Annotated in this window: 24 protein-coding genes; 15 read left to right on the top strand and 9 right to left on the bottom strand. The window is 66.6% G+C overall.

Going from position 1 to position 26,257, the window contains the following annotated elements; genetic code table 11:
* Nucleotides 1-11: 11 nt before the first annotated feature.
* Nucleotides 12-794, top strand: coding sequence for an alpha/beta fold hydrolase (locus tag AB4Y40_RS30905; RefSeq protein ID WP_368691094.1), 783 nt, complete (start codon nucleotides 12-14; stop codon nucleotides 792-794).
* A gap of 15 nt (nucleotides 795-809) precedes the next feature.
* On the opposite strand, the gene AB4Y40_RS30900 is transcribed toward AB4Y40_RS30905, so the two are convergent.
* Both AB4Y40_RS30900 and AB4Y40_RS30895 read right to left on the bottom strand, forming a co-directional pair.
* Nucleotides 810-1,346 (bottom strand): N-acetyltransferase family protein, encoded by a 537-nt coding sequence (locus AB4Y40_RS30900; protein WP_368691093.1) that lies wholly within the window; start codon nucleotides 1,344-1,346, stop codon nucleotides 810-812.
* Between the two features lie 16 nt (nucleotides 1,347-1,362).
* A complete protein-coding gene (locus AB4Y40_RS30895) occupies nucleotides 1,363-1,935 on the bottom strand; it encodes a helix-turn-helix domain-containing protein (RefSeq protein ID WP_368691092.1) in 573 nt (190 codons plus the stop codon).
* Nucleotides 1,936-2,188: 253 nt separating this feature from the next.
* On the opposite strand from AB4Y40_RS30895, the gene AB4Y40_RS30890 reads away from it, so the two are divergent.
* The 3 genes from AB4Y40_RS30890 to AB4Y40_RS30880 are packed head-to-tail and all read left to right on the top strand — an operon-like array spanning nucleotide 2,189 to nucleotide 6,738.
* A complete protein-coding gene (locus AB4Y40_RS30890) occupies nucleotides 2,189-4,732 on the top strand; it encodes an EAL domain-containing protein (protein WP_368691091.1) in 2,544 nt (847 codons plus the stop codon).
* A gap of 47 nt (nucleotides 4,733-4,779) precedes the next feature.
* On the top strand, nucleotides 4,780-5,088 hold the full coding sequence (locus AB4Y40_RS30885) for a hypothetical protein (protein ID WP_368691090.1): 309 nt from the start codon (nucleotides 4,780-4,782) through the stop codon (nucleotides 5,086-5,088).
* Nucleotides 5,089-5,103: 15 nt separating this feature from the next.
* Nucleotides 5,104-6,738, top strand: a complete 1,635-nt coding sequence (locus AB4Y40_RS30880) for a methyl-accepting chemotaxis protein (protein WP_368691089.1) — start codon at nucleotides 5,104-5,106, stop codon at nucleotides 6,736-6,738.
* Between the two features lie 4 nt (nucleotides 6,739-6,742).
* Here AB4Y40_RS30880 and AB4Y40_RS30875 read toward each other — a convergent pair whose 3' ends face one another.
* Nucleotides 6,743-7,486 (bottom strand): FadR/GntR family transcriptional regulator, encoded by a 744-nt coding sequence (locus AB4Y40_RS30875; protein WP_368691088.1) that lies wholly within the window; start codon nucleotides 7,484-7,486, stop codon nucleotides 6,743-6,745.
* A gap of 380 nt (nucleotides 7,487-7,866) precedes the next feature.
* Here AB4Y40_RS30875 and AB4Y40_RS30870 point away from each other — a divergent pair, with 380 nt between their 5' ends.
* Genes AB4Y40_RS30870 through AB4Y40_RS30855 form a run of 4 tightly spaced genes read left to right on the top strand, consistent with a single transcriptional unit; the run spans nucleotide 7,867 to nucleotide 12,560 of the window.
* Entirely contained in the window at nucleotides 7,867-8,994 is a 1,128-nt protein-coding gene (locus AB4Y40_RS30870; RefSeq protein WP_368691087.1) for a sugar ABC transporter substrate-binding protein, read from the top strand.
* Nucleotides 8,995-9,031: 37 nt separating this feature from the next.
* Nucleotides 9,032-10,600 carry a sugar ABC transporter ATP-binding protein gene (locus tag AB4Y40_RS30865; protein WP_368691086.1) on the top strand — a complete coding sequence of 523 codons (1,569 nt, stop codon included), beginning with the start codon at nucleotides 9,032-9,034 and terminating at the stop codon, nucleotides 10,598-10,600.
* Complete coding sequence (locus AB4Y40_RS30860; RefSeq protein ID WP_368691085.1) at nucleotides 10,597-11,577, top strand: ABC transporter permease; 981 nt, start codon at nucleotides 10,597-10,599, stop codon at nucleotides 11,575-11,577. Before AB4Y40_RS30865 ends, AB4Y40_RS30860 begins: the two co-directional genes overlap by 4 nt.
* Nucleotides 11,574-12,560, top strand: coding sequence for an ABC transporter permease (locus tag AB4Y40_RS30855; RefSeq protein WP_368691084.1), 987 nt, complete (start codon nucleotides 11,574-11,576; stop codon nucleotides 12,558-12,560). The genes AB4Y40_RS30860 and AB4Y40_RS30855 overlap by 4 nt, the downstream gene beginning before the upstream one ends.
* Nucleotides 12,561-12,616: 56 nt before the next feature.
* Here the strand turns inward: AB4Y40_RS30855 and AB4Y40_RS30850 are convergent, their stop codons facing one another.
* The gene (locus tag AB4Y40_RS30850; protein WP_368691083.1) at nucleotides 12,617-13,420 is read right to left on the bottom strand and encodes an SDR family NAD(P)-dependent oxidoreductase; all 804 of its coding nucleotides are present in this window, start codon (nucleotides 13,418-13,420) and stop codon (nucleotides 12,617-12,619) included.
* A gap of 142 nt (nucleotides 13,421-13,562) precedes the next feature.
* On the opposite strand from AB4Y40_RS30850, the gene AB4Y40_RS30845 reads away from it, so the two are divergent.
* Complete coding sequence (locus AB4Y40_RS30845) at nucleotides 13,563-14,516, top strand: GlxA family transcriptional regulator (RefSeq protein WP_368691171.1); 954 nt, start codon at nucleotides 13,563-13,565, stop codon at nucleotides 14,514-14,516.
* Nucleotides 14,517-14,538: 22 nt separating this feature from the next.
* On the opposite strand, the gene AB4Y40_RS30840 is transcribed toward AB4Y40_RS30845, so the two are convergent.
* Together AB4Y40_RS30840 and AB4Y40_RS30835 are read right to left on the bottom strand one after the other, a co-directional pair.
* On the bottom strand, nucleotides 14,539-15,534 hold the full coding sequence (locus AB4Y40_RS30840) for a GlxA family transcriptional regulator (protein ID WP_368691082.1): 996 nt from the start codon (nucleotides 15,532-15,534) through the stop codon (nucleotides 14,539-14,541).
* Nucleotides 15,535-15,573: 39 nt separating this feature from the next.
* Nucleotides 15,574-16,971, bottom strand: a complete 1,398-nt coding sequence (locus tag AB4Y40_RS30835; RefSeq protein WP_368691081.1) for an MFS transporter — start codon at nucleotides 16,969-16,971, stop codon at nucleotides 15,574-15,576.
* 162 nt (nucleotides 16,972-17,133) lie between these two features.
* On the opposite strand from AB4Y40_RS30835, the gene AB4Y40_RS30830 reads away from it, so the two are divergent.
* Nucleotides 17,134-17,421, top strand: coding sequence for a hypothetical protein (locus tag AB4Y40_RS30830; RefSeq protein WP_368691080.1), 288 nt, complete (start codon nucleotides 17,134-17,136; stop codon nucleotides 17,419-17,421).
* A gap of 20 nt (nucleotides 17,422-17,441) precedes the next feature.
* Here AB4Y40_RS30830 and AB4Y40_RS30825 read toward each other — a convergent pair whose 3' ends face one another.
* The 3 genes from AB4Y40_RS30825 to AB4Y40_RS30815 are packed head-to-tail and all read right to left on the bottom strand — an operon-like array spanning nucleotide 17,442 to nucleotide 21,501.
* Complete coding sequence (locus tag AB4Y40_RS30825) at nucleotides 17,442-19,736, bottom strand: molybdopterin cofactor-binding domain-containing protein (protein ID WP_368691079.1); 2,295 nt, start codon at nucleotides 19,734-19,736, stop codon at nucleotides 17,442-17,444.
* The gene (locus AB4Y40_RS30820) at nucleotides 19,733-20,194 is read right to left on the bottom strand and encodes a (2Fe-2S)-binding protein (protein WP_368602452.1); all 462 of its coding nucleotides are present in this window, start codon (nucleotides 20,192-20,194) and stop codon (nucleotides 19,733-19,735) included. Before AB4Y40_RS30820 ends, AB4Y40_RS30825 begins: the two co-directional genes overlap by 4 nt.
* Nucleotides 20,191-21,501, bottom strand: a complete 1,311-nt coding sequence (locus AB4Y40_RS30815; RefSeq protein ID WP_368691078.1) for a cytochrome c — start codon at nucleotides 21,499-21,501, stop codon at nucleotides 20,191-20,193. Before AB4Y40_RS30815 ends, AB4Y40_RS30820 begins: the two co-directional genes overlap by 4 nt.
* A gap of 138 nt (nucleotides 21,502-21,639) precedes the next feature.
* On the opposite strand from AB4Y40_RS30815, the gene AB4Y40_RS30810 reads away from it, so the two are divergent.
* The 5 genes from AB4Y40_RS30810 (at nucleotide 21,640) to AB4Y40_RS30790 (ending at nucleotide 26,253) form a co-directional block, all read left to right on the top strand.
* The gene (locus AB4Y40_RS30810) at nucleotides 21,640-22,539 is read left to right on the top strand and encodes a LysR family transcriptional regulator (RefSeq protein ID WP_368691077.1); all 900 of its coding nucleotides are present in this window, start codon (nucleotides 21,640-21,642) and stop codon (nucleotides 22,537-22,539) included.
* 169 nt (nucleotides 22,540-22,708) lie between these two features.
* Nucleotides 22,709-24,037, top strand: coding sequence for an MFS transporter (locus tag AB4Y40_RS30805; RefSeq protein ID WP_368691076.1), 1,329 nt, complete (start codon nucleotides 22,709-22,711; stop codon nucleotides 24,035-24,037).
* A gap of 34 nt (nucleotides 24,038-24,071) precedes the next feature.
* On the top strand, nucleotides 24,072-25,112 hold the full coding sequence (locus AB4Y40_RS30800; protein WP_368691075.1) for an amidohydrolase family protein: 1,041 nt from the start codon (nucleotides 24,072-24,074) through the stop codon (nucleotides 25,110-25,112).
* The gene (locus AB4Y40_RS30795; protein WP_368691074.1) at nucleotides 25,109-25,780 is read left to right on the top strand and encodes an RraA family protein; all 672 of its coding nucleotides are present in this window, start codon (nucleotides 25,109-25,111) and stop codon (nucleotides 25,778-25,780) included. Before AB4Y40_RS30800 ends, AB4Y40_RS30795 begins: the two co-directional genes overlap by 4 nt.
* 80 nt (nucleotides 25,781-25,860) lie before the next feature.
* On the top strand, nucleotides 25,861-26,253 hold the full coding sequence (locus tag AB4Y40_RS30790; RefSeq protein WP_368691073.1) for a hypothetical protein: 393 nt from the start codon (nucleotides 25,861-25,863) through the stop codon (nucleotides 26,251-26,253).
* The last annotated feature ends 4 nt before the right edge of the window (nucleotides 26,254-26,257 follow it).

Here is a 26,257-nt window from a genome sequence, read left to right as displayed (position 1 = left end):
CGGACCGGAATATGAACCCGTTCACCACTGATGACAGAGGGCACATTCTTCGCTACCTGGATTTATTTTCCGGCACGCACTCCTCCGAGCCGCTTCTGTTCATTCATGGTTTGGGTTGTGCGGCCAGCAGCGATTACCCACCGGTAGTGGGCTCCCATGCATACCCGAAACGCCGATCGCTCCTCGTCGATCTCTTGGGAGCGGGGTTCAGCGACAAACCAGAGGACGGGAATTATGATTCGGAGACCCAGGCGAATGTCCTCTCAAACTTCGTCACGAGCGAGCCCTTCACGCGGGTGAATCTATTCGGTCATAGCGCTGGCGCGTTCATCGCGCTGAAGCTCGCGAAACGCCTGTCGGTCCAGGTGGGTACCGTGGTCTTATGTGCGCCCGGTCTGAACGATTACGGCAAAGCGATGTTGTCGGAAATAACGTCGATGACCGAAGCGCAATTCGTAGCCGTTGGGTTTTCGCAGCTGCTGGCGCAGTTGAAAGCCGCGGGCGGCAACGACGCCTGGCTGGGCCCGTTTGCCGTCGCATCGCCTCATGCCATTTACCAATGGGCAAAATCCGCGCTGGACGATAACGCGGAAGACTGGCTCGGCAATTTCGCCAGGCTGAATGCGAGAAAAGGGGTGATTCTTCCGGAAACGGCCACGAGTGGCGAACTTGCCCAATTCGACCAAGCCGGCTGCGCCGTCGAACTCGTTGCCAATACCGAGCACATGATGGCGTACGACAATCCCGATGGCCTGGCGCTCGCCATCAGCAACATGCTCGAACGAGGCGATTGAGGAAGCGGCGGCGCCTCACCGGCTCACCAGCTGCTTGTGATAGAACGTGGTGCCGCACAATGCGCCGTCCGGCATCAGCGCGTAATTCGGCACGCCGCCCACACGCTCCCAACCGGCGCGCGCATAGAGCCGTTCGGCCGCACCGCCCGTTACGGTGTCGAGCACGAGCACCGATTTTCCGGCTTGCCTTGCCGCCTCGTCGATCGCGAGCATGAGGCGCAGCCCGATACCTTGTCCGCGCGCGGCGCGGTGCACCAGCACCTTGGCGACATCGGCGCGATGCGGCTGGTTTTCCGGCTGCGCCGTCACGAGTTGCGCCGTACCCACGATGCGCTGCTGCGCGTCTTCGGCCGCGAGCAGAATGCGGCCGCCTCGCGCCACGTCTTGCGCCACCCCGTGCCAGAACGCAAGCGCCGTCTCGCGCGCAATCGGCAGCATGAAGCTCACGGAGGCGCCGCCCTCCACGCAGTCGATGAGTACGTCCGCAAGCGCGGGTGCGCAGGCTTGCGCCTGTTCGGCGGTGAGGCGGCGTACCTCGATGGCTTCGCTCATGGGATTGTGAACCCGGTCAGTTAGTGGTCCTGCAGAGCGCGACGACATAGCGCGCCGGCGCGTTCGTGGGATTGCGATAGGCAATGGGGCAGTCGAGGCGCATTGCGAGGCAGTCGCCGGTTTCGAGCCGCCACACGCGCTCGCCCACCGTCATCTCCATCACGCCTTCCATGACCCAGACCTGTTGATGAATTTCCGCGTCGTGCAGGCTCGTGTCGTAGGCCACGCGCTGGCCGGGAGGAAAGTGCACTTCCACGAGCTGGATGGGCGACCAGGCGGGCGGCGAGAGATTGCGCCGCACGTAGCCCGACTCGGGATCGGTCCAGACCGCTTGATCCCGGGCCGCGGCGTGTGGGGAAGGGGCCTGCCGCGCAGCGTCGCCCGGGGCCTCGAAGAGCGAGGCGAGCGAGACGCCGAGCGCCGTGGCGAGCTTGTCGAGCACGACGGCCGTGGGGCTGCTTTGCCCACGTTCGATGAGCGAGATGTTCGAGCGGCTCACCGAACTGCGCTCGGCCAGCGCTTCGAGCGACCAGCCTCTGGCGTCGCGCAGTTCGCGCAGGCGGCGGGCGATAGTGGTGTGGATATCCATGGCGTCCAGTTTAATGGATTTGTTCGTCTAGTAAACTAGATTATGCAATTCCGGATATAAAAGTTTATGCGCATCAAGTTTTGTCGCAGGCGTGCGACAGATGATGCCTCCCTGATATTCCGGTTAGCCGACGCGCAAACGTTTGCGCCGTCTCGGGCGTCAAAACCTTGATTTTCGTCAATTGAAGGCCTGCTGCCCGCTGTTAGTTTCCCGCTATCTCATAAAGACATCGCCGTGCGGTTCGGGACGCTACATGCAACACCACACGCTGGACCTGGAAATCGGGCAGCTACTTTCAGGGCCGCCGCTTGCCTGCGGGCCCGACGTGCCGATACGCGAAGCGGCGCGCATGATGAGCGAGCGGCGCTATAGCGCCATCGTCATTACCGAAATGGGGCGACCCGTCGGCATCTGGACCGAGCACGACGCGCTCGCGCTGGGCGAAGACGCCGCCGCGCTCGCGCTGCCCATCCGCCATGCGATGAGCCATCCGGTGCGCGCGCTGCCGGCGAGCACGCGTCTGCGCGACGCCGCTCTGCGCTTCAAGCGCGAGGGCATCCGTCATTGTCTCGTCGTGGACCAGTCGGGCCGCTCGCTCGGCATCGTCACGCAAACCGACCTGGTCATGAACCAGGGGCTCGAGTGCTTTCTGCGGCTGAAGACGGTCGGCTCGGTCAACGCGGCGATGCCGCTCGTGGTCGACGCGCGCATGGCCATGCACGAGGCCATGCAGCGCATGCGTGCGCGGCGTCTGAGCGCGCTCGTCGTGAGCTATCCGGAAGGCGACTTCGGCATCGTGACCGAGCGCGACGTGGTGCGCCTCGCTGCCGACGGCACGCTCGACGGTACGGTCGGCGCGCGCGCGAGCCGGCCGCTGCGCTCGCTCGCGCATTCGCAAAGCCTCTATGCGGCGCGTCAGTATCTCCTCGAGCACCGCATGCGTCACGTGGGGGTGATCGGCGAAGACGGGCGTCTCGCGGGCCTGCTCGACCTCTCGCATATCCTGCACGACATCGAAGGCGGCTTCGTGCGCGAGTTGCAGATGGCGCTGCGCGAGCGCGACGACGCGCTGCTCGCCTCGCGCGCGAACCTGCGCCTCGCCGACCAGGTGGTGGAGTCGACGCTCGACGGCGTGATGATCACCGACCTCGACGGCACCATCGAGCGCGTGAATCCCGCTTTTACGCGGCTCACGGGCTATACGGAGCACGAGGCGCTGGGGCGCAACGCGAGCCTGCTCAACTCGGGCCGCCAGGGCCCGGCGTTCTACGGCGCGCTCTGGCGCAGCCTGCAGCAAAACGGCCACTGGAAGGGCGAAATCTGGAACCGCCGCAAGGACGGCGCGCTTTACCTGGAATACCTGACGATTTCCAGCATCTGCGACCCGAGCGGCCGCTGCACGCATTACGCCGCGATCTTCGCGGACATCACGCAGCGCCGCGAGACCGAGGAGCGCCTGAGCTACCTCGCGACGCACGACGCCCTGACGGGCCTGCCCAATCGCACGCTCTTCACCGAGCGCCTCACGCTCTCGCTCGCTCGCGCGCGCCGCTCGGGCAAGCGCGTCGCGGTGATGTTCCTCGACCTCGACCGCTTCAAGCTCATCAACGACACGATGGGCCATGGCGTGGGCGACGAGGCGCTCACCGTGATCGCTGCGCGCCTGCGCGAAGCCGTGCGCGAGACCGATACGGTGGCGCGCCTCGGCGGCGACGAGTTCACGCTGCTGATCGAGGATATCGAAGACATTCGCCGCGTCGGGCAGATCGCCCAGGGGCTGCTCGCGCGCGTGGGCGCCGCGATGCACATCGGCGAGCAGCTGCTGTTCGTCACGCCGAGCATCGGCATCAGCATGTATCCGGACGACGCGCACGATCCGCGGCAACTGCTCATGCAAGCCGACCGCGCGATGTACGAGGCCAAGGACGCGGGCAAGAACAACTTCCGCTTCTTCGCCACGCCGATGACGTCGTCGGCAATGGAGCGCATCGTGCTCGAAAGCGAGCTGCACCATGCGCTCGAGGCGGGTGAACTCGTGCTCCACTATCAGCCCGAATTCGAGGTGGCGAGCGGGGCGCTCGTCAATATCGAGGCGCTCGCGCGCTGGCAGCACCCGCGCCGCGGCCTCGTGCCGCCGGACCAGTTCATACCGATTGCCGAGGAATCCTCATTGATCGTGCCGCTCGGTGCATGGGTGTTGCGTGAGGCTTGCCGGCAGGCGCGCGAGTGGCTCGACGAGGGCTTCGACTTCGGCCGTATCAGCGTGAATCTTTCGGCGCGGCAATGCCTGCACGACGGCTTTCTGCATCAGCTCACGACCATCCTCAGCGAGACCGGCCTGCCGGCCACGCGCCTGCAGCTCGAACTCGTGGAGAGCATGGCGATGACGTCGGGCCGGGGCGGCATCGAAGCGTTGCTGCAGGAGCTCGCCGCGCGCGGCATCAGCCTCGCGATCGACGACTTCGGCACGGGCTATTCGTCGTTCAAGTATCTGCAGTCGTTACCGGTCGACACGCTCAAGGTGGACCGTTCGTTCCTCGCGGACATGGCCGAACCGGGGGCCGGGATGTCGCCGCGTGTTAAGAAAAGCGCCGCGCGAGACCGCTCGATCGTGCGCGCGATCGTCGCGATGGCGCGCTCGCTCGGTGTCACGGTGGTGGCCGAGGGCGTCGAGACGCCGCGGCAACTCGAGTTTCTGCGCGAGATCGGCTGCGACCGCGCACAAGGTTTCCTGCTTGCGCGTCCCGCGCCGGCTGAATTGATGCCGCGCGCGCTCGAAGCGTGCGTGGCGGGCTGAAGACGGCCTTTGCTTTCCCCCTTTAGCCGAAGTATCCGGAGAATCCCGTGAGCACCAGTGACGAGATGCTGTTGAACTCGATGACCGCGCTAGTGAGCGCGCATGGCAAGGCCATCTCGCGCTTCGGCGCGAGTGTGGTGGTGATGACGAAGTTCGTCGAGGCGGTGCTGCCGCAGCTGTCCACGGCGCAGATCGAACGCACGATCCTCGCGTTTCGCGCGCAGCTTGGCGAAGCCATGGCCGTGGCCGACGACGTGCTGTTGCCCGGTGAATACCGTGCCACGCTGATCGAACAGGCGAACATGCTGCTGGCCCGGCTGGGCAGCGATGCCGTTCCCACCACGTTGAGGCCCTGAAGCGGAAATAAGGCAATGCGTAATCTGACGATTCGAAAAGGGCTGCTGCTCGTGCTCTGCACCTTTGCGGCGATGCTTGTGGTGGGTGCAGCGGTAGGTGTCCTGATGATCGGCCGCGCCGACGATTCGGCGCGTCACATCCACGAAGTTGCGCGCCAGGACGCGCTCGCGCTCGCCTTGCGCGAGGACGCGGCGCTTGCGCAAACGGCGCTGGCTCGCGCCTATCAAGCGAGGAAAGAGAATGGCGCCGCCGACACGCAACAGCGGGCGCAGCAGGACGCGCGCGATCTCTTCGAGCAGGCCTCGAAGCACAGCGCCGCGCTGCGCGAGAGCGCACCGTTCGACGCTGATGCGGCCCAGCAGCGCGACGCCTTGCTCGGCGCGTGGAGCGCGCTTGCGCAGTCGCTGCAGCGCGCGGCCACGGCGCTCGAATCCGGCGACACGGCAACCTATGCCGCGCTGGCCGCTGGAGATGTCGCCAGTGCGAATACGCAGTTCTCGGCCAGCGTGGCCGCACTGCGCGCGAACGCCGATGCCGCCACGCGCGCGACGCTCGACCAGTCCGCGCGCGAGCACAACTGGGTAATGGCGATGGTGGCGGTCGGTCTGCTGGGGGCGCTGGCGCTCGTCGTCGCGACGCATCTGGCGCTGCGCCGCCTCGTCACGGCGCCGCTCAAAGAGGCGGTGGAAGTGCTCAACCAGATCGCCGCGAACGATCTCTCGGTCCATATCGAAGGCGGCGGGCGCAACGAAATCGGCCAGTTGCTCGGCGCGATGCGGCGCATGCAGGGCGGCCTGAGCCATACGGTGCGCAGCGTGCGATCGAGCTGCGATGCGATCAACACGGGCGCACGCGAAATCGCGGCGGGCAATCTCGATCTGTCGAGCCGCACGGAACAGCAGTCTGCGTCGCTCGAGCAGACGGCGTCGAGCATGGAGCAGCTCACGTCGAGCGTGCGTCAGAACGCGCAGCATGCGAACGCCGCGAGCGCGCTCGCCACGGGCGCCGCCGATGTCGCGCAGCGCGGCGGACGCGTGGTCGAGCAGGTGATCGACACGATGGAGGAGATCAGCCGCAGCTCGGGCAAGATCGCGGACATCACGGGCATCATCGACGGCATTGCGTTTCAGACCAATATTCTCGCGCTCAACGCGTCGGTCGAGGCCGCGCGCGCGGGCGAGCAGGGGCGCGGCTTCGCCGTCGTCGCGGGCGAGGTGCGCATGCTCGCGCAGCGCAGCGCCGCCGCGGCGCGCGAGATCAAGTCGCTGATCGACGCCTCGGTGCACGACGTGCGCAACGGCCGCTCGCTCGTGGGCGAGGCGGGCGCGACGATGGCCGAGATCGTCGCTTCGGTGGACAAGGTGTCGGGCCTCATGAAGGAGATCGCCTCGGCTACCGTCGAGCAGAGCGCCGGCATCGAGCAGGTCGAGACGGCGGTGAGCCAGATGGATCAGGTCACGCAGCAGAACGCGGCGCTCGTGGAACAGGCGGCGGCTGCCGCCGAGTCGCTCGAGCAGCAGGCGAGCCAGATGGCCGATGCCGTGGCGACGTTCCGCGTGAGCGAGACGGCGGACACGCCGTCGCTGACGCCGCCCGTCACGCCGCCGGCGGTTGCGCACGAGGCAAGCGCGCTGCCTGCGGTGGCATGAGGGGCTAACGCCAGGCCTGCGTGAACTCGCCGATCACGCGTGCGAGATGCGCCTGCATCGCCGCACGCGCGGCGTGGGCGTCGCGCGCCATGATGGCCGAAAAAATGCGCTGATGGTCTTCCTGCGAAGCCGCGCGCAACGCGGGCGTATGGAAGTGCTCCTCGATTTTTTTCCACAGCGGGTCGGCGCGCGAGTTGTCCCACATCGCGCTCACAACGTGCCGCAGCATGTCGTTGCCGGTCGCTCCCGCGATCGCCAGATGGAACTCGCGGTCGGCGGCCTCGTTGGCGGCCTTGTCGTCCATGTTTTCGCGCATCGTGCGCAACGCGGCGAAGAGGCGATCGAGGTCCGCATCCTTGCGTTCGGTCGCGGCGAGCGCCGCGATGCCGCTTTCGATCACTTCGCGCGCGCGCAGCGTCTCGATCGGGCCCGGCCCGCGCGGCAGTTCGAAGGCGACGGTGCGCGTCTCCTGCGCGTCGGCCACATAGATGCCCGACCCCACGCGCACCTCGACCACGCCCTGCACTTCGAGCGCGATGATCGCCTCTCTGACCTGCGTGCGGCTCACGCCGAAACGCTCGGCGAGCGTGCGCTCGGAGGGCAGACGGGTGCGAGGCGCGCCCGGCGCGCGCCCGACGTCGCCTGCCGCGATCAGGTCGTAGATCTGTTTCGCGAGGCCGACGTAGGAGCGGTCGGTTGCGTCCGCATCGGCGGCGCGACCGGTTGGCGTGTGCGAAAGATCGGCCATCCAGGATTCTCGAAAGCGTCGAAGCCGCCGGGAGGCGGCTGAAGTTCGCCAGAATGGTACACCAGTTGCCGCGCCGCCAAGCGTCGAGGCGGCGCGGGTTTCCGCCCGCTTTCAGCACGCGCGGGGTCCAGTGGTAAACCACTATCGCGCGCCGATTGGTATGCCAGTACTGTCAGACGGGGAGGCGTTCACGCATGCCCGTCGTTTTGCTTCGAGGGGACGCCTTTGAAGAGGTCATTCCGCTGGTCCGGCGCGTCCGGTCCAGTCCCGCTGCAGCACATCCAGCAAGATTCCCTGCGTCACGCACACGGTGTCGGCCATTCCCGACGAACCCGGTGCGCCGGCAATCAGTAAGTTCTATCCGACAAAAAGGAGACAACATGCTTTCAGGAATCCAGGTGCTTCGAGCGGCGGCGACCGCGGCAATGGTGCTGTGCGCAGGCGCGGCTTTCGCACAGGCATCGATCGTTTCCGGCCCGTCCAGCGACCCAACGTGCATGGTCCCCTGGAAGACCGACACCAAATTCATCAAGTATCCGAAGAAGAGCGGGCCGTATCGCGTCGCGCTCGTGAACGGCTACATCGCCAACACGTGGCGCATCCAGATGATCAAGACGGCCAAGGCCTATACGGCGGAACCGGCCGTCGCCGCCAAGCTCAAGGAGTTCAAGGTCGTCTCGACGGGCGAGGACGTGCCCGCGCAGATCTCGGCCGTCAACAACTTCATCGACGCCGGCTACGACGCGATCATCGTCGACGCGCAGAATCCCGCCTCGTTCGGACCCGCGATCCGCCGCGCGAAGAAAGCCGGCGTCGTGCTGGTCGCGTTCGACAATACGCTCGACAGCGAAGACGCGATCAACGTGGACGTCGACCAGTACGGGCTTGGCGTGCTGTGGGCCAAGTGGCTCGCGACTCATGTGCCCAACGGCGGCAAGGTGCTGGAAGTCCGCGGCGTGGCCGGCACCTCGGTCGACACCGATCGGCACAATGGCTTCACGAAGACCCTCGACGAGACCGGCAAGAAGTGGAACGTCGTGCAGGTCTACGGCAAGTGGGACGACGCGGTCGCGCAGAAGGCCACCGCCGACGCCATCGCCGTGCAGGGCCATTTCGACGCCATTTCGGCGCAGGGCGGCGACACGGGGGTGGTGCGCGCGATGATCGATGCGAAACATCCGTTCGTGCCGTTCGGCGGCGAGACGGAGAATGGCTTTCGCAAGTTCTGCGCGCAGTACGGCGCCCAGGGTCTGAAGTGCACATCGGCGGGCACCGGTCCCGCGCAGGTGGCCGTGGCGATCAAGACGGCGCTCGCGGCGCTCGATGGACAGACCATTCCCGTGGCGATCAAGCTGCCGCTGGACGTCACCGACGATTCGATGCTGAAGGCGGGCGTCAACTATTTCCCGAACGAGTCGGACAACTTCTTCGTGGGCAACTCGTTTCCCACTTGCGGCATCAACTTCTCCGCTCAGGCAATCATGAAGCAGAGCCAGGGCAACCAGTGACCGCGTGATTGCCGCGTGACGTGACGGGAGGCGAAGCATGCAGCAGGGTGCAGAGCAGCCGTTTTTTCAGATGTCTGGCGTGTCGAAGAGCTACGGCGGCGCCGTGGCGCTGGATCACGCGGAACTCGCGGTGCGAAAGGGCCGCATTCACGCGATCCTCGGCGAGAACGGCGCGGGCAAGTCGACGCTGCTCAAGGTGATGTCCGGCGTGGTGCAGCCGGACGAGGGCGTGATGCACCTCGATGGCCGTAAAGTCGCGTTCGCCTCGCCCGCAGAGGCGAACGCGGCGGGCATCGTCTGCGTGTATCAGGAGTTGTCGCTGATCCCCGACCTGAGCGTGGCCGACAACATCTTCGCGTCGAACCCGCCGCGCCGCTTCGGCATGATCGACCGCCGGGCCCAGCGTCGCCAGGCCGAGGAAGCGCTGGCCCGCGCGGGGGCGGCCGACATCAATCCGCTCGCGAAAGTGCGCGACCTGCCGCTGTCGCGCCAGCAGATGGTCGAGCTGGCCAAGGGGCTCGCGCACGAACCGCGCATCCTGATCCTCGACGAGGCCACCTCGGCGCTGACCGCCGCCGACGTGGCGCGCGTGATCGACGTGCTCAAGCGGCTGCGCGAAGAGGGGCTCGCGCTGCTCTTCATTTCGCACCGCATGCACGAGGTGAAGGCGCTCGCGGACGAATGCACGGTGTATCGCAATGGCCGCCATGTGATGAGCTTCGAGGCGGGCACGCGCTCGGATAATGAGGTCATCGAAATGATGATCGGGCGGACGTACCAGCATGTGTTCCCCGACAAACCCGCGGCAAAGGCCGAGCGCCCACCGGTGCTCGCCTGTCACGATCTCGCGTGGAGCGAGACGCTGCAGGGCATTAGTTTTTCACTGCAGCCCGGCGAAATTCTCGGGCTGGGCGGTCTCGACGGGCAAGGGCAGCGCGAACTGCTGCTCGCGCTGTTCGGCGTGCTGCGCGGCTGCGCGGGCAAGATCGAGATCGACGGCAAGACGGTGTCGATCGGCAGCCCGGTTGCCGCGCGCGCCAAGGGAATCGGCATGGCGCTGATCCCGGAGGACCGCAAGACCGAAGGCCTGATGCTGCCGATGTCGGTGCGCGAGAACCTCTCGTTCGCTGCGCTCGATCGCATGTCGACGGCAGGCGTGATCGATCGCACTCGCCAGCAGTCCTATGTTGACCGGATGATGGAGCTTCTCGCGATCAAGTCGCACGGCGTCGATGCGCCCGTGGGCTCGCTGTCGGGCGGCAACCAGCAGAAGGTGGTGATCGCGAAGTGGCTGATGCGCAAGCCGAGAATCCTGCTGCTCAGCGACCCGACGCGCGGCATCGACGTGGGCACCAAGCAGGAGCTTTATCAGCTGCTCAGGCGCCTCGCCGACGAAGGCGCCGCGATCCTGTTCTATTCGACCGACTACGACGAACTGATCGGCTGCTGCGACCGCGTGCTCGTGCTGTACGAAGGCAGGATCAAGAAGGAGCTCGTCGGGCCGGCGATCACCGAACAGAACCTGATCGCGAGCGCACTGGACCTGCCGGTCGGACAAGTCGGACAGGTTGCGCAGGGTTCGTCTTCCACGGGAGTCGCGCCATGAGCGGGCTGCGTTACTGGTATGCGGAAAATCGCGGGACCGTGTTCGCGTTCGGCCTGTTCGTGCTGATGTTCGCGATTTACCTCGTCAACTATCCGTCGAGTCTGTCGGCGAACGTGTTTCAGACCGCGGCGAACAAGGCCGTGCTGCTCGCGCTCGTCTCGATGGGGCAGGCGCTCGTCGTGCTCACGGCCGGCATCGACCTCTCGATCGGCATGATGCTCGTGCTGACGAATTGCATCGGCTCGTGGATCGTCACGGGCGACGCGCTGCATAGCGCGCTCGGCATCGTCGGCGTGCTCGCGGCGGGCGCGTTGTGCGGCGCGCTCAACGGCGTGATCATCATTTTCGGCCGTCTGCAGCCGATCGTGACGACGATCGCGACGGGCGCCGTGTTTTACGGGCTGGCGCTGCTGCTGCGCCCCGTGCCCGGCGGCACGATCAACGAAGATCTCGCCGACGCCCTGACCGGCAAGGTCGCGGGCGTCGTGCCGGCGAGTCTGCTGATCCTGATCGCAGCCGTGATGATCGTCTGGATTCCTTTCAAACGCTCGGCGGTGGGCCGGGCGGCGTATGCGACCGGCTCGTCCGAACCCGCAGCCTTCCTCTCGGGCATGCCGATCCGCCGCGCCAAGTTCGCGAGCTATACGCTGGCGGGCCTGCTCGCCGCCATTGGCGGCCTGTTTCTGACCTTCTTCACCGACACCGGCGAAGCGAGCCTCGGCAGCGCCAACTCGTACACGCTCTTTTCGATTGCCGCCGTGGTGATCGGCGGCGTGTCGCTGCTCGGCGGCAAGGGCAGCGCGATCGGCGCGATCTTCGGCGCGTTCGCGTTCCGCTCCATCGGCGACCTGCTGTTCGTGTTCAACGTCGACGCGCTCTGGCAGCCGCTATTCCAGGGCGTGATTCTCCTGCTGGCCGTCGCGATTGGCGCATGCGGGCTGTTCAGGGTGCGCAACCGTCTGGAGTGGTTCCAATGAGCGGCGTTTCGGCAAGCACGCGGACCACCTTCGTGTCGCGGCTCACGCGCAGGATCGACAAGCCGATCCTGATTTCGTTCGGGTGCATCGTTGCGCTGCTGCTCGTCGGCGGGATGTTTTCGCGCAACTTCACGTCGCCGGAATACATCCTGCTGCAGCTGAAAGTCGGCGCGTTTCTCGGCATCATCGCCACCGGCTTGATGATGGTGATTCTGCTCGGCCACATCGACCTCTCGTTGCCGTGGACGATCACGGTGGGCGCGATGATGGCCTGTGCCGTCGCCGGGCATGGCGAACTCGGGCAGATTCTCGCGATTCCGGTCGGCATTGGCTGCGGCGTGCTGATCGGCATCGTCAACGGCATTCTCGTCGCACTCCTGCGTATTCCCTCGATGATCGCGACGCTCGCGACCAATGCGGTCGCGCAGGGCATCATGATCGTCTATACGGGCGGCTCGTCGCCGCAGGATTCGGCGCCGCACGTCATGCGCTGGCTTGCCGCGGGCTGGCTCTTGCCGGGCGTGCCGAATGCCGTCGCGCTGTGGGTGGTGATCGGGGCCGCGACGATATTCCTGCTCTCGCGCACGACCTTCGGGCGCACACTGTACGCGATCGGCAACACCGAGCGCGCCGCGTATCTTTCCGGCATCGATACGCGGCTCGTGACCGTGGCCGCGTTCGCCGTGTGCAGCGCCTTCGCCGCGTTCGGCGGCGTGCTGCTCGCGGGCTATGCGTCGAAGGCGGCACAGTCGATGGGCGACGCCTACCTGCTGCCCGCGATCGCGGCGGTGGTGCTGGGCGGCACCTCCATTCTTGGCGGCCGCGGCTCGTACCTCGGCACCGTCGCCGGCGCGATCCTCATCACGCTGCTGCAGTCCATTCTCTCGGTCGCGCAGATGCCGGAGGCGGGGCGCCAGATCATCTACGGCGTGGTGATTGCCGCGATGCTGCTGCTGTACGGGCGCAGCAAGCGGGAAGTGTAGGCTGCGGGGGGCGAGCCCCCCGCTTCACGCTCAATCGACCCGATCGAACCCGACGGTCACTGCGCAATGCGATAGCGCGGCGCCGGCGTGCTGCTCGACAGTTGCGTCGACATCGCCCGGCGAGCCGTCTCGAACGCGTTCCATTGCTCCACGTCGTGCAGCGAAGGAATCGTCACGGTTTCGCCGCGCTCGAAGCCGGTGAGGGCGGCACTCACCATGTCCTGCGCGGACATCACGATCGCGCTGTCGAGGTGTTCGAGCGGCAGGCCGCCCGTTTCCCAGAACTCCGTGGCCGTGGCGCCGGGCAGCACCGCCTGCACACGAATGCCCTTGGCCGCCAGTTCGTGATGCAGCGACTGGCTGAACGCGAGCACGAAGGCCTTGGTGCCGCCATACACGCCGTTGAGGATCTCGGGCGCGATGCCGACGATGGAGGCGATGTTGATGATCGCGCCCTGGCCGCGCGCGACGAAGCCCGGCACGGCCGCATACGTGAGCCGCGTGAGCGCGGTGACGTTCAGCTCGATCATGCGCGTCATGTAATCGACGTCGCTCTCCACGAGCGGCGTGTGCGTGCCGATGCCCGCGTTGTTCACGAGCAGCGTGAGGCTGGCGTCGTCGCGCAGGCGCGCTTCCACGGCGGCGAGATCGTCACGGTCGTTGAGATCGGCGGCGAGCACTTCCACGTCGCGCCGGGTTTCGCTCGTGATGCGTCCGGCGAGCGCGGCTAGCCGCTCGCGATTGCGCGCGACGAGTACGAGGTCGTAGCCCTGGCGCGCGAGTTCGGCGGCGTAGACGGCGCCGATGCCGGACGACGCGCCGGTGACGAGCGCGGTGCCGCGATGGGTTGGCTGGTTCATGATCAGGCTCCTTGGCGTAGCGGCGCAGGTGGTTAGGTAACATGCAAGTGGCGCTGCTGTGAATGCATTCTGGCCGCGATTGACCGTGACGCAAATGACGTATAGGGTCGTGATTCAGGACATGCAGCGACAGGAGCAGGACATGCACCGCATCGGCTACCTTTTGAGCGACGAATTCCAGGTGATGGCGCTCGCGACCCAAAGCGTTTTCGAATACGCGAACATGGCGTCCGGCTCGCCCTTCTACGCGATCGAGAACTATTCGGTGGAGGGCGGCGCGGTGCGCTCGTCGCTCGGCATGAGCGTGGACACGCTGCGCGCACCCGCGCCCGCGCGCAGCCGCGTGGACACCTGGATGGTGGCGGGCGTGAACGACCCGCGTACCGCGGACGCGGCGCCCGCGGTGCTCGCGTTCCTGCGCCGCGCGAGCGGCCGCGCGCGGCGGGTGGCGGGCATCTGCACGGGCGGTTTCGTGCTGGCCGAGGCGGGCCTGCTCGACGGGCGCCGCGCCACCATGCACTGGTACTACGCGCGCGATCTGCAGCAGCGCTTTCCCGAGGTTCGCGTGGAAGACGACCGCATCTATATCGTCGACGGGCCGGTCTGGACGTCGGCGGGCATGACGGCGGGGCTCGATCTCGCGCTCGCCATGGTCGAACGCGACCTCGGCGCGGAGGTGGCGCGCTCGGTGGCGCACAAGCTCGTCATGCATCAGCGGCGCTCGGGCGGCCAGTCGCAGCATTCCGAAATGCTCGCGCTCGCGCCGAAATCGGACCGCATCCAGAACGCGCTCGACTACGCGCGCCGCCACCTGAGCAGCGCGCTCACGGTGGAGCAGCTTGCCGAGGCCGTGCACCTGAGCCCCCGCCAGTTCAGCCGCGTGTTCACGGCGGAAACGGGACAGTCGCCGGCGCGCGCCGTGGAGGGCCTGCGCCTGGAGGCGGCGCGGCTCATGATCGAGCAGAGCATGCATCCGCTCGACGTCATCGCTCGCGAAACCGGCTTTCGCGACCGGCGGCACATGCGCGAGGCGTTCGTGCGTGGCTTCGGCGTGCCGCCGCAGGCGGTGCGGCGCGAGGTGCGTGCGGGGGCGTAGGCGCGTAGTTTCGACCGCGCGGCTACGACCCGGCTTTTGCGGTGCGTTTGGCCCTGGCGGTCACGGCGCCGAAGTGCGCGCGATATTGCTGCGGCGTGGTGCCCAGCTTGCGCTTGAAGGCCACGCGCAAATGGTCGGCGTCGCGCATGCCGCAGCGAAAGGCCACCGTTTTCAACGGCGCCGTGCTGTTTTCCAGCATCACGCGCGCCGCGTCGATGCGTGCGCTCTCGACGAATTCGGCGGGCGTCATGCTGGTGTCGCGCACGAAGATTCTCGCGAAGTTGCGCTTGCTCATTTTCGCAACGCCGGCGAGCACTTCCACGCCCAGATCTTCGTTCAGATGCCCGAGCACATACTGCTGCACCTGGGCAATGGGCGACGTCGCCTCCGCGTAGGGCGTGAGATACGGGCTGAACTGCGACTGGCCGCCCGCGCGCTGCACGAATACCACGAGCCGTCGCGCCACCTTCAGCGCGATTTCCGGGCCGTGATCCTGAGCCAACAGATACAGCGAGAGATCGATGCCCGCCGTCACGCCCGCCGAGGTATAGAGATTGCCGTCCTGAATGAAGATGCGGTCGAATTCGACGTTCGCGGTCGGGCACATCGCGGCGAGCGCGGCCGCGTCGTTCCAGTGTGTCGTCACCGTGCGCCCGTCGAGCAAGCCCGCGCGCCCCAGCGTCAGCGCGCCGTTGCAGATGGACCCGAAGCGCCGGGCGCGTGCGCTGGCTTCGCGCAGCCACGCGTGCGCCGCATCGGCGAGCGGCTGTTCTACGAGCGAGGGTCCGCCCGCCACGAGCAGCAAATCGTAATGGCCGCGTGCTTCGTCGAAGTGGCGGTCCGCACCAATGCGCACGCCGCTCGAGCAGCGCACGGTGTCGCGTTCCGTTGCGATCAGCTCAAGCTGGTATTGCGCCTCGGGCGGCAGCAGGCGATTGGCCTCCGAGAAGACGTCGGTGGGGCCGAACACGTCGAGTGCCTGGACGCCAGGGAAGACGAGAAGCGCAACGGTCAGCATCGTTTTGGAAGAGGAACGGAGTCAGGGGTCCGAGGCTCGCTAGCGTCGCGCGAGAATATGCGCGCCCGCGCTGCGCGGCAGCAGCACGCTGTCGACCACGCCCAGCGCCGCGAGCACCGTGATGAACCAGAACGCGAGATGGAAGTCGGCGGCGCCCGCAGTGCCCGCATGGGTGCCGCGCAGCGCCTCGGCAACCGAAAGCGCCAGCGCGCCCACGGCGATCCCCATGCCGGCGTTCATCTGCTGCAGTACGGAGAAGAGCGTCGTCGCGTCGCGCATCTGTGCCTGGGGCACGTCGGCGAAACCGATGGTGTTCAGCGCGGTGAACTGCATCGAGCGCACGAGGCCGCTGAAAAACAGCAATGCGGCCACGACGACACGCGGCGTATCGGCCCCGAGCAGCGTGAAGCCCGCGAAGCCGAGCGCGACCAGCGTGCCGTTGCCGATCAGCACGGTGCGAAAGCCGAAGCGGTTCATGACCCACGTGGTGCCCGGCTTCATGCACAGGTTGCCGGCGAACAGCCACAGCAGCAGCGCGCCCGAAGCCACGGCGCTCCACCCGAACGCCACCTGGAACATGAGCGGCAGCAGAAACGGCGCGGTGCCGATGGCCGTGCGAAACAGCGAGCCGCCGAACACGGTCACGCGAAAGGTGTTGATCTTCACGGGCGCGAGATCGAACAGCGGATGCGGCACGCGCCGCAAATGCACGACGGCCGCCGCCAACAGCGCGATGCCCGCCACGCACGTGCCGATCGACACGGGCGCGGTGACGTCGGAGCGGCTCGCCATCTCGATGCCGCTCATGACGAACGCGAAGCCGAGGCCGCTCAGCACGAAGCCGAAGGTATCGAAGCGGCGCGGTTGCGTGTGCTCGTCGCGCAGGAGCAGCAGGGCTGCCACGAGCGCGGCCACGCCGAGCGGCAGGTTGAGCAGGAAGATCCAGTGCCAGCTCCAGTGCGTGCTGATCCAGCCGCCGAGCGGCGGCCCGAGAATCGGCGCGACCAGCGCGGGCCAGGTCAGGATCGCGATGGCGCGCACGATCTCGTGCTTCGGGGTGTCGCGCAGCACGACGAGCCGGCCCACCGGCACCATCATCGCGCCGCCCAGCCCCTGCAGCACGCGCGCGGCGGTGAAGGCGAACAGGCCCGAGCTCAGCGCGCACAGCAGCGACGCCACGCTGAATACGGTGATGGCCGTGGCGAACACGCGCCGCGCGCCGAAGCGCTCGGCGAACCAGCCGCTCACGGGGATGAACATGGTCAGCGCGACGAGATACGCGGAGACGCCGATCGAGAGATACGCGGGCGCCGTGTGAAAGTCGCGCGCGATGATGGGCAGCGAGGTGGTGATGACGGTGGCGTCGAGGTTCTCCATGAAGAACGTTGCGGCCACAAGGAATGCGACGGCGGTGCGGCGATCGAGGGCGTGCGGCATCAGGCGTGTTCCAGGATTTTCCGGGCGTGCTTCTTCGTCGGCCGCCGGATTCGGCGCTCAGTGTCCCTCATTCTACTGAAGTTGGCCCCCGCTTCCGCTGGCACGGTCCCTGCATGATCTGGCGGGACCATGCGATATCCATCGCGAAGGGAGGTCGATACGATGAGCAACCAGTCCGACGAGTCCGAACATACCGATAAGCCCGACGATGCGCCGGAACCGCGCGGCACGGATCTGCCCAAGCCAATTGGGGACGCTGTGCCCGCACCGACCGAGCCCGGTCTCGACCAGCCGTTGCCACCCAGGACTTTGCCAACCGAGGAGGCGGGCGAGGACCCGGGCGAGAAAGATCGAGCGCCGAGCAACGATATTTCCAGGCCGCTGGGCGACGCGGTGCCCACACCGGTCGAGCCGGGCCTCGACCAGCCTCTGCCGCCTAAAAAGCACTAGCGCAACACGTGGCGGTTTCGCTACGCCTTGAGCGCATTGCGCGACTTCGGCGCGAGCAGCGGCAAGTCGCGGATTCTCACACCGGTCGCGTCGGCAATCGCGTTGGCGAGCGCCGCCGCGGCCGGTCCTTGCGCCGCTTCGCCCACGCCGAGGAACGGCAGGCCGGGGCGGTCGATCAGCAACACCTCCACGCGCTTCGGCACCGACGCAAAACGCATGATCGGGTAAGTGCTCCAGTCGAAGCTCGTAATCCGCTCACGGTCGAACTGCGTTTCCTCGAAGAGCGTCCAGCTCGTGGACTGCAGGATGCCGCCTTCGACCTGATTGCGCACGCCATCCGGATTGACGATCTGGCCGCAGTCGATGGCTGCGACCACGCGGTCGATGTGCACCTCGCCGGTATCGCGCACGACGGTCACGTCCATCGCAATGGCCAGGTAGGCCATCAGGTTCTTGTATTGGGCGACTGCAAAGCCGGTGCCGGACGCGTGCACGTCCGGGTGCTTCGCGCGTGCGGCATGCGCTTGCCAGCCGGATCGATCGGCCACGGCATGGATGACGGCTTGTGCGCGCGGATCGTCGAGATGCTTGAGGCGGAACGCGACGGGGTCCGCTTGCGCGGCACCCGCAAGCTCGTCGATAAAGCTCTCGATGGCGAACACGTTCATATGCGCGCCGAGCGAGCGCATGGCCGAAACGCGTATCGGCATGTCGGGCAGGAAGTGATGCTGCACGTGCAGGCTCGGCACGCGGTAGAGCGGAATGCTGTTGCGGTCGCCGCCGCCTTCGGGCATGGGAATCGGCTTGGGCGGCGCGGGCGTGAACGGTTTGGCGAGCAGTTGCGCGGGCAACAGTCGGCCCGCGTTCTCGATGCGGTTGTTATGGGTATTGCTCCATAGTTCGTATTGCCAGGCGATAATCGATCCTCCGGCATCGAGCGATGCGCTCGCCTCCACCGTCATCGCGGGACCGAACGGCTCCCACAGGTGTTCCTGCTCGCGCATGAACTGCACGCGCACCGGGCGGCCGGGCAGCTCGCGGGCGATGAGCGCGGCGTCACCGGCGGCGTCGTCCGCACCGTTGTGTCCGTAGCAGCCCGAACCTTCCACGTGCACGCAGCGCACCTTCTCGCGCGGCATGCCGAGCATCCCGGCAATGCCGGCGCGCAGCGGGTAGACGCCTTGCGTGTGTGTCCATACCGTCATGACGCCGTTGTCGAGGTGCGCGAGCGCGCACGACGGCCCGATCGATCCGTGCGTCAAATAGGGCTTCGTATAGCGGGCTTTCAACGTCGCCGCCGGCTGGCTTGCGCTCGCGCCCTGATCCGCCACGACGATTTCCTGTGCCGGCAGTTTCATGAGAAACGCGTGAATGCTGGCCGGATCGGGCAGTGGCGGGCCGGGCTGCCATTGCGCTGCGAGCGCGAGTTCGCGCATCGCGACGATGGCGCGCCATTCGTCGTCGGCGACCACGGCGAGGTAATCGCCGTTGCGCACGACCTTGACGACGCCAGGTAGCGCCGCCACGCGCGCGCTATCGACGGAAACGAGCCGCGCGCCATAGGAAGGCGGCCGCACGACGCGCGCATGCAGCATGCCGGCGGGCCGCAGGTCCTGAACATAGCTCGCGCCGCCCGTGACCTTGCCCGGAATATCCACGCGCGGCAGCGTGTGCCCGATCACGCCGTAGTGTGCGGGCGGCTTTGTCGCGGCGTTGGACTGCGCGTCTTGATGCAGGTTCGCGTGCTGCACCGCTTCGCCATAGCTCACGCGCCTTCCGTCGGCGGCGACGATTGCGCCGTCGCGCGTGCTGAGCGCGGCGGCATCGATGCCCAACTGCGCCGCTGCGCTATCGACGAGCAGCGTGCGCACCTGGGCCGCCGCGTTGAGGATCGCCGTGCCGCTGTCCGCCATCGTGTGGCTGCCCGCCGTGTAGCCCTCGTTTGGCGTGGTGGCCGTATCGGCGGTGACCAGTTCGATCGCCTGAGGCGCGAGGTCGAGTTCTTCGGCGGCGAGTTGCAGGAGCGCCGTGCGAACGCCGGTGCCCAGTTCCACCTTGCCCGTGAACACGCTCACGTGGCCGTCGGGTCCGACCTTGATCCACGCGTCGAGCGATGGCGTGGTCTTGAGGCTGCCGGGCAGCTTCGGGGCGCTCGCGTGGAAAGTGCCCGCTTCGGTGGTGGTTTGCGCGAGCGCGGCCATGCCCGGCACGATGGCGAAGCTCACCATCAGCGAGCCGCCCACGAGGAAACGGCGGCGCGCGACGTCGTCGGGGCCGCCAGGGTCGAACGCAGGGGATGGGCGGGCGCGGCTCATGATTGCGTGCCCGCAGCCACTTGCCGGATCGCCGCGAGAATGCGCATATGCGTGCCGCAGCGGCACAGATTCGGCTGCATATAACGGCGAATCTCGTCGTCGGTGGCGTGCGGCGTGCGCTCCAGGAGGGTTTGCGCACGCATGATCATGCCCGCGATGCAGTAGCCGCATTGCGCGGCCTGCTGGTCGATAAAGGCCTGTTGCAGCGGCCCCGGATGATCCGCGCTGCCGAGTCCTTCGACGGTGCGCACGGGCCGCTCGCCCACGGCCACGACCGGCAGCAGGCACGAGAACACCGGCTCGCCGCCCACGCTCACCGTGCACGCGCCGCATTGGCCGAGCCCGCAGCCGAACTTCGCGCCATTGAGCCGCAACTGGTTGCGCAGCACATAGAGCAGCGGCGTGGACGGATCGGCATCGACGGTATGGCTGACGCCGTTGACGTTGAGCGTAATCATCGTGATGGGCTTTCCTTGCGTAGACGCGCCACGGCCTGAGCATCGAGCGCGGACCAGGGGGCAAGCGCGCTGAAGCGCGCGCGCGTGTAGTTGGCAAGCTCCGCGATCTGCGTGTCCGTGAAGGTGCCGGCGAACGGTGGCATGAAAGACCCGGCTTCGCTCTCGTGCCAGGCGATGCCGTCGAGCAGGATGCGCACCATGTTGCGCGGGCTGTCGGCGTTGACGGCGGTGGAGAGCGACAGCGACGGACGATAGCCGTCGGTCGACATCGCCGCGCCTTCAGCATGGCACGACGCGCAGGCCGCGGCAAACAGGGTAGCGCCGTTGGCGGGCGCGGTCGAGACATGGACGCTGGCGGCGGCAGGCGGCGCAGCGGCATTCGGGTTGGACTGCAGTGTCATCAGATAGGCGGCGATGGCGTCGATGTCTTCGGGAGCGTCGTCGGCGAGCGAGCGCGTCACCGTACGCATCGGGCCGGCCGCCGCGCCGTGCTCGCTGGCGTAGCCCGTACGCAGATAGTTCGTCAGTTGTGCTTGCGTCCAGGGCCTTGGGCGTGCCGTGAGGTCGGTCAGCGCAGGCGCGTCCCAACCCTCGAGGGTGCCGCCTTGCAACGCATGGTCGCGGCGCTCGGCGCCGAGATGGTTGAGCGGCGTGTGGCACGCGCCGCAATGACCGAGGCTCTCGACGAGATAGCGGCCGCGCGCGACCTGCTGCGCTTGTGCGTCCGTCGACGTGGCGGAAGCGGTAGACGCCGCAGACGCAGGCGGCAGATAGAGCTGATTCCAGACAGCCATGAGCGGCCGCAACCCCAGCGGAAACATCAGCGCATTGTGCGGCGCTGGCGCGTTGACGCTCGCGCGGCTCATCAGCCATGCATAGAGCGCGGCGATATCGGCGTCGCTCATCTGCGCGAAGTGCGGATACGGAAACGCGGGATAGAGCAGATGCCCGTCACGCGACACGCCGCGCCGCATCGCGCGCGTGAACGCGTCGAGCGACCAGTCGCCGATGCCGGTGTCCTTGTCCGGGGTGATGTTGGTCGAGTAGATCACGCCGAAGGGCGTTTGCAACGGCAGGCCGCCCGCGAGCGGTTGACCTTGAGTCGCGGTATGACACGTGATGCAGTTGCCGATGGCCGCGAGCTTCGCGCCGCGCGTGATGGCCGCGGCGTCGCCCGCCGGCGGCGAGGGCGCGGCCACGGGTGCGAGCCCGCGCTCCCAGGCACGCGCAACGTGGCCGCCATAGGCGGCAGCGAGCGCAACAAGGACCACGGCCACGCTCGCGATCCGTACCCGCCTGCCTTTCATCGAGCCTCCAGAGCCGAGAGGGCCATCGCTCCACATGGCGATCGGCATGCGCCGTTCGATCGGGAGCAAATGACGTGCCCGGTCTGCGGGTTGTTCGCTGTATTACGATGCTGGGCAAATCGATACGGAGATGACGAGATGAACGAGCTTCGGGGCCTGCAGTGTTTCGTGACACTCGCCGAGGAACTGAACTTCAGCCGCGCCGCGGAGCGTCTGCACATTGCGCAGCCGGCCTTGAGCCAGCAGATCCGCGCCCTCGAGGACCGGGTGGGCACGCAACTGATCGATCGCACGCGCCGCCCGCTGCGCCTGACGGAAGCGGGCCAGTACCTCGCCACCGAAGCGCGGCAGATTCTCGGCTCGCTCGCCGAAGTGACGCACGGCGCGCTGGAGATCGGCGTGGGCCGGCGCGGCTGGCTCAGTGTCGGCTTCACGCGCTCGTCGATGTACAGCGTCCTGCCGCCTGCGCTCAAGGCGTTTCATCAGGCGTATCCGCAGGTCGAACTCAAGCTGTTCGAAATGCTGACCGACGAACAGACCGACGCGCTGCGCGACATGCGCATCCATGTCGGCATCGGGCGGCAGCCGCTCGCCGTGCCCGGTTACACGACCTTGCCGCTGCTGCGCGAGCGGCTCGTGGTATTGATGGCGTCGGATCACCCGCTCGCCAAGCGAAAGAAGGTGCGCATCGACGAACTCGCCGATACGCCGCTGATCCTCTACCCGAAGCATCAGAACGCGCAGTTCAAGCGCACGGTTCAGGCGCTCTACCGCGACGCTGGCGTGACGCCCCTCGTCGCGCATCAGGCCTATGAGATCCAGACCGCCATCGCGCTCGTGGCGGCAGGGCTCGGCGTGACCGTGGTGGGCGAGTCGGTGGCGCGCCATGGCCGCGCCGACGTCGTGGCGCGCCACCTCGATGGCCCCGGCGCTTCACAGCGCACCGTGCTGGCCGCGACGTTCCGCAGCGACGACGCCTCGCCGCATCTGCGCGCGTTTCTCGAATGCCTGCCGCCGCCGCTCGCCAGCACACTATAAGCGCACGCTTATAGAAGCATAAGTATCGCGTCTTGGACTCGACGCCCCCCGCTTCTTATTATCGAAACTCAGGTGCCCTGTCTCGCGGGGTGCCGCCGGCAACGCTCATCGCTGCCGGCCGATAACTATGCAGCGACGGCACCGCCCGTCGCCATGAAGCGGAGACAGCATGAGTCACTTCGATGAAGCAGCAACCATGCGAAAGGTTTACAAGCGGCTCGTGCCGCTCCTTTTTTGCATGATGTTTTTCAATTATCTGGACCGTATCAATATCGGGTTCGCCGCACTCGACATGAACTCGGACATGGGCTTCGACCCGGCCGTGTTCGGCTTTGCGGGCAGTATTTTCTTTGTCGGCTACATGCTGCTGGAAGTGCCCAGCAACCTGTTGTTGCACCGCGTCGGCGCGCGCCGCTGGATCGCGCGCATTCTGCTCACGTGGGGAGCCGTTGCGGCGGCAACGGCCTTCGTGTTCAATGCGTCGAGCTTTTACGTGCTGCGCTTTCTGCTCGGTGTGATGGAAGCCGGTTTTCTGCCGGGTATCGCCGTGTATCTGACCTACTGGTTTCCGGAGCGCTACCGCGCCCGCGCCGTGGGCGGGTACATCATCGCGGGGTCGTTCTCGGCCGTGCTGGGCGGCCCGCTCTCGACCGCGGTCATGACTTACGCGAACGGCGCGCTCGGCATGCACGGCTGGCAGTGGATGTTCATTATCGAAGGCGTGCCCGCCATGCTGCTCGGCCTCGTCACGCTGCGCATCATGACCGAGCGCCCCGCTGACGCCGACTGGCTTTCCACGGAAGAGAAGCAATGGCTCGAAGCCACGCTCGCCAGGGAGCGCGAGGCGCTGGGCGGCCATCGGCATTTTCCGCTGCTGAAGGTGGCGAGCGATATTCGCGTCTGGAGCCTCGCGTGTCTGTTCGGCTGCGCGCTGGTCGGCATTTATGGGCTGTTCCTGTGGCTGCCGCAGATCGTGAAAAGCCTGGGGCACCTCAACAACATCGAAGTGGGCTTCCTCTCGGCTGCGCCGCCGCTCCTGGGCGTGCTGGGTACGTATCTCGTGAGCCGCAGCTCGGACCGCACAGGCGACCGTAAATACCACCTCGCATTCGTCTACGGCATGAGCGCACTGGCGATTGCGGGGAGCGCGTATGCGCCGAATCCGCTGCTTGCGTATGCGCTGCTTTGCGTGACGGGCCTCTTCATCTATGCGGGCAACCCGCTGTTCTGGAGCCTGGCCGCTTCGTTCAGAACCGGTGCGGCGGGCGCGGCGACGATCGCGCTCGTCAACACGATCGCCCAGTTCGGCGGCGTGGTGGGGCCGTGGACCATCGGTCTCGTGCGCCACGCCACCGGCAACTTCAAGCTCGCGCTGCTCACCATTGCCGCTTTCCTCGTGGTCGCCACGCTCATCGCCATCGTGATGCGCGTGAAGCCCGCCGAGCGCGGTGCCTCGAACCCGTCGCTCGTTGGCCACGACGAAGCGACGGAGAGCTGATCTTAATCTTCCGTACACCTGATGGAATTGCTACATGATCATTGACTGCCACGGTCACTACACCACCTCGCCGCCCCTGCACGAAGCCTGGCGCGCGAAACAGATCGCCGCGCTCAAGGACGGCACGCCGGTGCCGCCGCGCCCGTCGATCAGCGACGACGAGATTCGCGCAAGCATCGAAAACGGCCAGCGGCGCATTCAGCGCGAGCGCGGCACGGACCTGACGATTTTCTCCCCGCGTGCCGCGGGCATGGGTCATCACGAGGCGGGCGCAGCGGCGAATGCGCTGTGGTCCAGCGAATGCAACGATCTCGTGCATCGCGTGTGCGCGCTTTTCCCGCAGCATTTCGTGGGTGTTTGCCAGTTGCCTCAGGCACCGGGCGTGACGCCGGAAAACTGCATTCCGGAGCTGCGCCGCTGCGTGGAGGAACTGGGATTCGTGGGCTGCAACCTCAACCCGGACCCCTCGGGCGGTCACTGGTCGGGACCGCCGGTCACGGATCGCTCGTGGTATCCGCTTTACGAGGCCATGGTGGAACTCGACGTGCCCGCGATGATCCACGTGTCGTCGTCGTGCAATCCTAACTTTCATGCGACGGGCGCGCATTACCTCAACGGCGACACCTCGGTATTCATGCAGCTGCTGCAGGGCGACCTGTTCGCCGACTTCCCGAGCTTGCGCTTCATTATTCCGCACGGCGGCGGCGCGGTTCCGTATCACTGGGGGCGCTATCGCGGTCTGGCGCAGGACATGAAACGGCCGCTCCTGAAGGACTACCTGCTCAAGAACGTGTTCTTCGATACCTGCGTCTACCATCAGCCGGGCTCCAACCTGCTCGCCAAGGTGATTCCGGTGGAGAACATCCTGTTCGCCTCGGAGACGATCGGCGCGGTGCAGGGCATCGACCCGGAAACCGGCCACTACTACGACGACACGCGCCGCTATATCGATGCGATCGAATGGCTCAGCGACGCCGACCGGCAACGCATTTACGAAGGCAACGCGCGTGCGGTGTACAGCCGTCTTTCCGCGCAGATCGAACGACAAACCGCACTGGAAGGGATCACGAAATGAATCAGATTGGCTGGCGTGAACACGAGTCCGCCCCGCAGGCCAGCGCAGCGACGCTCGCTGCGTTGCGCGAACTGCAAGTGTCGCTCCTGAGCGACAACATGGCGCGTTCGAGCGGCATGCTCGGCCTGCGGCCGTTCCACAGGCCCAGGCCGATGGCGGGCACGGCGGTGACGGTGCGTACGCGTCCCGGCGACAATCTCGCCATCCATCGCGCGTTCGACTTCTGCCGGCCGGGCGACGTGCTCGTGATCGACGGCGCGGGCGAAGTGACCCAGGCCCTGATGGGCGACATCATGTCGAGCTACGCGGAAAGTCTCGGCGTGCAGGGGCTCGTGATCGACGGCGCGATCCGCGACGTCGGCGCGATTCGCCAGCGCGACTTTCCGGTGTATGCGCGCGGCGTGACGCACCGCGGGCCCTACAAGAACGGTCCGGGCGAAATCAACGTGCCGGTGACCATCGGCCGGATGGTCGTCAATCCCGGCGACATCATCGTGGGCGACGAGGACGGCTTGCTCGCCATCGCGCCCGCTGATGTGGAGACCGTCATTGCGGGCGCGCGCCGGCAGGGCGAAAAGGAGGCCGCCGCCTTGCAGGCGATCGCCGAAGGGTGCTTCGACCGCGCATGGGTGATGCCGCACATCGAGCGCATGAGAAGCGGCGCCTGATGAACCCAGGCGGCGTCAGGCGTTAAGATGCGCGCTGGAGCCTGTGCTCCCTCGCTCAACCGCAGATCCACTCTTGTTCCATGCCCCGATACCTAGACGCTGCCGCGCTGCGCGAACTCGCCGAACACGCGGAGCAAACCGACCCGCCGCCTTGCACCTGCACGAAAACGCCGCTGGATGGCTGGCAATCGCAGCCGCTCTCGCTCGACGAGCGGCAGCTGGAACAGATCGGCACGCTCGTTAGCGCGGACGAAGCCGAACCGACCTTCGCCGAACATCTGCCGGGAGAGGTGGGCTACTGGTCGGAAAATGCGCCGATCGCGCCCCGGTACTTTCCGTATAACCGTTGCGGCGTGTGGCAATGCACGGTGTGCAGACGCCTTTATCTTCGTTATACGGAAGGCGGCGGCTATTTCGTCGATCAGCGTATTCGCGCGTTGAAAGCGCGTTTGATCGAGGACGTGCCGCTTTGAACTT

The sequence above is a fragment of the Paraburkholderia sp. EG287B genome (assembly GCF_040965595.1).
GTDB lineage: Bacteria > Pseudomonadota > Gammaproteobacteria > Burkholderiales > Burkholderiaceae > Paraburkholderia.
The sequence above is the reverse complement of the archived record's forward strand: the minus strand, read 5'-3'. Positions and strand labels throughout refer to the sequence as shown.